The 5,542-nt window shown below is 32.1% G+C and carries 5 protein-coding genes; 1 reads left to right on the forward strand and 4 read right to left on the reverse strand.

The genetic code is table 11. The features are described from left to right. Window positions 1-133 precede the first annotated feature (133 nt). The 3 genes from ACH2BP_RS03050 to ACH2BP_RS03060 form a co-directional block, all read right to left on the reverse strand. Window positions 134-1,360, reverse strand: coding sequence for a Glu/Leu/Phe/Val dehydrogenase dimerization domain-containing protein (locus ACH2BP_RS03050; protein ID WP_395056888.1), 1,227 nt, complete (start codon window positions 1,358-1,360; stop codon window positions 134-136). A 152-nt stretch (window positions 1,361-1,512) separates the two neighbouring features. Next, on the reverse strand, window positions 1,513-2,100 hold the full coding sequence (locus ACH2BP_RS03055) for a chalcone isomerase family protein (RefSeq protein ID WP_395056892.1): 588 nt from the start codon (window positions 2,098-2,100) through the stop codon (window positions 1,513-1,515). Window positions 2,101-2,183: 83 nt separating this feature from the next. Continuing rightward, on the reverse strand, window positions 2,184-3,251 hold the full coding sequence (locus tag ACH2BP_RS03060; protein ID WP_395056894.1) for an anhydro-N-acetylmuramic acid kinase: 1,068 nt from the start codon (window positions 3,249-3,251) through the stop codon (window positions 2,184-2,186). 96 nt (window positions 3,252-3,347) lie between these two features. On the opposite strand from ACH2BP_RS03060, the gene ACH2BP_RS03065 reads away from it, so the two are divergent. Then, window positions 3,348-4,487, forward strand: coding sequence for an acyl-CoA dehydrogenase family protein (locus ACH2BP_RS03065; protein ID WP_395056896.1), 1,140 nt, complete (start codon window positions 3,348-3,350; stop codon window positions 4,485-4,487). A 56-nt stretch (window positions 4,488-4,543) separates the two neighbouring features. Here the strand turns inward: ACH2BP_RS03065 and ACH2BP_RS03070 are convergent, their stop codons facing one another. Next, a complete protein-coding gene (locus ACH2BP_RS03070; protein WP_395056898.1) occupies window positions 4,544-5,446 on the reverse strand; it encodes an IS3 family transposase in 903 nt (300 codons plus the stop codon). Window positions 5,447-5,542 lie beyond the last annotated feature (96 nt).

Here is a 5,542-nt window from a genome sequence, read left to right on the forward strand (position 1 = left end):
CACTGTAGTTATTACAAATGATTTCCTCTTGTCTGCTGCTGATATTACTACTTCCATAATTATATTCTTAATAATATATAGTAACGAAAATACTATTTATTTGTTATGTCTTTATGAAAATTAATTTCAAAAATTATACCAATTGTTTCAAAGCGATTTCAAAAGCGGTTGCGCTAATGTTTTTCTTGTCTGAATTTAAAGCATGTGCTTTTTCGATAGCTTTCTTAATAATATCTGATGTATCACTAAAGATAGATTCGTCAGTCATTTCGACTTTTTTCTCCATAAAATAAGCAAAAACACGCGCCATTCCGCAGTTTGAAATAAAATCTGGAATTAAACTTACTTTGCTATCTACTTCTTCCATAATTGGACCAAAGAAAATTTCTTTGTCTGCAAAAGGCACATTGGCACCACAAGAAATAACTTCTAAACCAGCAGCAATCATACTATCTACTTGACTTTTTGCAACTAATCTTGAAGCTGCGCAAGGCGTGAATATTTCGGCACCAATAGACCAAATTTTAGCATTTATTTCATCAAAAGGAATCATATTGTCTGCTACTAATTTGTTTCCGTCTTTATTAAGAAATAAAGTTCTAATTTCTTCGAAAGTAAATCCATTTTCATTAATCAAACCACCATCTCTATCGATGATTCCAACCACTTTTGCACCCATTTCTGCTAGGTAAAAAGCAGCTGCAGAACCTACATTTCCGAAACCTTGTACAATGGCTTTTTTACCTACAACGCTTCCGCCATAAATATCATAATAATGACGAACGGCTTGTGCCACGCCATAACCAGTAATCATGTCGGCAACGGTATATTTTCTTGCAATATCTGGTGAAAAAGTAGTGTTCTCTATTACTTTAACAACGCCTTGACGCAATTGTCCTATTCTATTTATTTTATCTGCTTCTGTTGGTTTAAAATGTCCGTTAAACACTCCTTCTTGTGGATGCCAAACACCACATTCTTCTGTCATTGGTATCACTTCGTGAATTTCATCAACATTCAAATCGCCACCTGTTCCGTAATAACTTTTCAATAAAGGAGAAACCGCTTTGTACCAACGTTGTAAAACGCCTTTTTTACGAGGATCGGTTGGATCAAAATTAATTCCTGATTTTGCACCACCAATAGCTGGTCCTGAAACTGAAAATTTCACTTCCATAGTTTTTGCTAATGAAAGTACTTCATTCATATCTAATCCTTTACGCATACGAGTTCCGCCACCAGCACCACCACCACGTAGTGAGTTTATGACTGTCCAACCTTCTGCTTCGGTTTCTGGATCTTTCCAATTAAAAACTACCTCTGGTTCTTTATTTTCAAATTTCTTTAATAAATCTTTCATTTTATGTGTTTCTTGTATTGTTTTTTGTTTCGCAAATATAAAAAATAGAATAAATAAAAATATGTATTTCTAATTTTAAAACACATATTTTTCTTTATTCTATTTTTTGCAATCTACTTGCGCTATTTAGCAAGTCCTTTATATCGTATTTATTAGAATTTCCCTAACAAATCATTCTTAAGATCTTCATCTACAGGATTGTTAGAAAGCCAAATTCCGAAAAAAGCTTTTTTGAATTCAAATCCAGGAATTTTTCCTTGCAATTTATTGTTTTTGTACACCCAAATTGATGTGTCGATAGGATTATAAATAAGATTAAAAGCATCCCCTTTTTTAGTATCCTCAGTGCTTAACATAGATTCCAGTAATACTATTTGGGATTCAAACTGCTTCATATTTTCTTTTCCAACAGACTTTTCCATACCCGCATTTAATGATTTGGTCAGTTTTTTTGATGACACTAAGTTTGAAAGAATTTGAATTCTAATACCCATTTCCGTGTCATTATCTAATATATATTGCGCCTCTTGTGACAAACTTGTAAGATATAATGCTTGCACATAGACGTCGACCCACATTTTAGATCTAGTTCCGAAACCGTTTAATTGGAGGGTTTTATTTTGAAATTCTATAGTTCTTGGTACTATTACACCTTCAGTTTCGAACTGATTTTGTGCTGTAGCAACATTTGTTTGAATAAATAAAAACAGAATAAAAAAGGGTAAAATGAAATTTTTCATGATTTTTTAAGTAGGGATTAATTTTAATACAAAATTAAAAAAATATGCCAAATTATGAGCTATAACTTCTGTTAAAAAAAAACTTAATACATATAAATTTCTCCTGAACTATGATTGCGTTTTGCTCCTGTAACACTTGCTAAAACATTAATTTCGTTTCGAAGTTTAAGAACGCCGAGTAACGCAAAAATTAAAGCTTCTTTAAATTCGATAGTTTTTGCATCTGGAATTACAATTCTTATTTCTGGTAAAAACAATTGTATTTTTTCTATTAGAAAATCATTATAAGCTCCTCCGCCTGTAATAAATAAACTACCTGTTTTTTTTGGTAATGCCAAAGAAATTTGGTTGGCAATATGTTCGGTAAACGTTCGTAGTTTATCTTGAATTGGTATTTGATATTTTTCGATTATTGGAAAAAGTATTGTTTTTACAAATTCAAACCCGAGTGATTTTGGGTAGCTTTTTTGGTAAAAATCTAACGCATTCAATTCTGATAATAAATCATTAGATACATTTCCTGAACGAGCAGTTTTTCCTTTGTCATCATAATCGTATCCTAGTTTATTAGCATAAAAATTTAAAACAGTATTTACTGCCGAAATATCGAAAGCAATTCGATTTCCGTTTTCACTAAAAGAAACATTTGAAAATCCACCAAGATTTAAACAATAATCATAATCTGAAAATAAAATTTGGTCTCCAATTGGGACTAACGGAGCACCTTGTCCGCCAAGGTTTACGTCTTGAACCCTAAAATCACAAACCACTTTTTGATTTATTAATTTCGCAATTTTGGGAAGGTTTCCAATTTGCAAAGTAAATCCGTTTTGTGGCTGATGCAAAATTGTGTGCCCGTGGGAACAAACTGCATCGAGATTTTCTATTTTATTGGTTTTAATAAAATTAGAAATAATCTCGGCTAATAATATCGTATAATCTTCGTTTATTTTTTTTAAATCTAAATCAGAGAAATCGACAGCTTTTTTAAGACGGTCTATCCATAATTCCGAATAACTAATAGTTTGACTTTCTTTTATTTCGAAACTCCATTTACCATTTTCTTCAAAAAAATTAATGTGTGCCAAGTCGACTCCATCAAGTGAAGTTCCTGACATTACTCCTAAAACATTATAGTGGTGCTTAAACATGGGTTAAAATTAGGAAAACCTTTTGAAAAATTCATATTAATCAACTATATTTGAAAACTTTTTAAAATTTTTTACAAATAAAATACTGATATAAAAATGGACTTTAATTTTAGCGAAGAACAATTAATGATTCAACAAGCAGCTCGTGATTTTGCTGTAAATGAACTTTTACCAGGCGTTATAGAACGTGACGAACATTCTAAATTTCCAACAGAGCAAGTCAAAAAAATGGCTGAACTTGGATTTATGGGAATGATGGTCGATCCTAAATATGGAGGTTCTGGATTGGATAGTGTTTCGTATTCGATGGCATTGGTAGAATTATCTAAAATTGATGCTTCGGCAGCAGTTGTGATGTCTGTTAACAACTCATTAGTTTGCGCTGGAATAGAGAAATATGCAAGCGAAGAATTAAAAATGAAATATCTTGTTCCGCTTGCAAAAGGGGAAGTTATTGGTGCTTTTTGTTTGTCTGAGCCAGAAGCTGGATCTGATGCGACTTCGCAAAAAACGACTGCAATTGACAAAGGAGATTATTACCTACTAAACGGTACAAAAAACTGGATCACAAATGGAGGGACTGCATCTACTTACATTGTAATTGCACAAACTGATATCGAAAAAGGACATAAAGGAATTAATGCTTTTATTGTAGAAAAAGGTTGGGCTGGTTTTGAAATTGGTCCTAAAGAAAAGAAAATGGGAATTCGTGGTTCTGATACTCATTCGTTGATGTTTACTGATGTAAAAGTCCCTAAAGAAAATAGAATTGGTGAAGACGGATTTGGTTTCAGCTTTGCTATGAATGTGTTAAATGCTGGTAGAATTGGAATTGCATCTCAAGCTCTGGGAATTGCAACTGGAGCATACGAACTAGCTTTGAAATATGCACAAGAACGAGTAGCATTTAAAAAACCAATTTTTCAGCACCAAGCTATCGCTTTTAAACTAGCCGATATGGCCACGCAAATTATGGCTGCAAAAATGTTAGTACTTAAGGCTGCTACCGAAAAAGATGCTGGACAAGACATTTCGCAATCAGGCGCAATGGCAAAACTTTTTGCTTCGGAAACGGCTATGAATACTACGATTGAAGCCGTACAAATACACGGTGGAAACGGTTATGTGAGCGAATATCATGTAGAACGTATGATGCGTGATGCTAAGATTACCCAAATTTATGAAGGAACTTCAGAGATCCAGAGAATAGTAATTTCTAGAACTTTAGTAAAATAATTTTTTATTTGTTTTGTCCTAATAATCGATACCGATTATTAGACAAAATAGATAAATTAAACAGCATCAAAAACCTTTTTGATGCTGTTTTTAGTTTTATAGGTTTTCATTATTAGTTTACTTTGCTCGTGCATTTGATTTGGTGTTAGCATATGGTTTGATAAATGAGGTCTTTTTTCATTATAAATTGCTACAGTTTCTTTTATTATTTGTTTCATAATTGGAAGGTCTTTATTGTATTTGTCAATATAAAATTCTTGTTTAAGAATGCCATTTATTCTCTCTGCTACTGCGTTTTCATATGGATCCGAGTTTTGAGTCATGCTGGGTTGAATTTCATTTTTGCATAATAATTTTTGATATTCATTGGCACAATATTGCAATCCTCTATCGGAATGATGTATCAAAGGAATTTCTTTATTTTTCCTTTGTTTTAGAGCTAATCTTAATGCAACCAAACTACTTTCTGTATTTAGATTATCAGAGACATTATAACCAACAATTTTTTTAGAATAAGCATCAGTTATCAAACTTAAATAACAAGGTTTTTCACTTTTTCCGATATAAGTAATGTCCGATACCCAGACTTGTTCTGGTTTATTTATTTGTAAATCCAGTAACTTATTTTTATATTTTCTAAAGCGATGGTGCGAGTTTGTGGTGATATGATAAGAACGTTTTGGAACTATCAGTAAATGATTGGCTCTGAGAATATCAATAAATTTATCTCTTCCTATTTTTAAAGTTTTTAAATCTTGATTTAGTAAATAATACAGCTTTTTGGAACCAATTCTTGGCATTTGTGTTCTGATTTCTAAAACCATTTTCACAACCAATTGCGCTTTATCTTGTTTGATACTTCGACGTTTTATTCTTCTGTAATAAACCTGTCTATCTATCCCGAACAAAGTACAGGCAAACATTACTGTTTGTTTTTGTTGTTCTTTAAAATGGTCCATTGTTCGGGTGATGAGTTTTTTCGTATATCAATTTGATATTCTTTTTCAGCAATATCAATCATCATATCAAAAATGATGGCTTTCTTATCGGCAACA

Source organism: Flavobacterium sp. (assembly GCF_043756175.1).
GTDB lineage: Bacteria > Bacteroidota > Bacteroidia > Flavobacteriales > Flavobacteriaceae > Flavobacterium.

Coding starts and splice junctions, on each gene's coding strand:
- ACH2BP_RS03050 (WP_395056888.1), bottom strand. CDS start 1,360: ATGAAAGATTTATTAAAGAAATTTGAAAATAAAGAACCAGAGGTAGTT.
- ACH2BP_RS03055 (WP_395056892.1), bottom strand. CDS start 2,100: ATGAAAAATTTCATTTTACCCTTTTTTATTCTGTTTTTATTTATTCAA.
- ACH2BP_RS03070 (WP_395056898.1), bottom strand. CDS start 5,446: ATGGACCATTTTAAAGAACAACAAAAACAAACAGTAATGTTTGCCTGT.
- ACH2BP_RS03065 (WP_395056896.1), top strand. CDS start 3,348: ATGGACTTTAATTTTAGCGAAGAACAATTAATGATTCAACAAGCAGCT.
- ACH2BP_RS03060 (WP_395056894.1), bottom strand. CDS start 3,251: ATGTTTAAGCACCACTATAATGTTTTAGGAGTAATGTCAGGAACTTCA.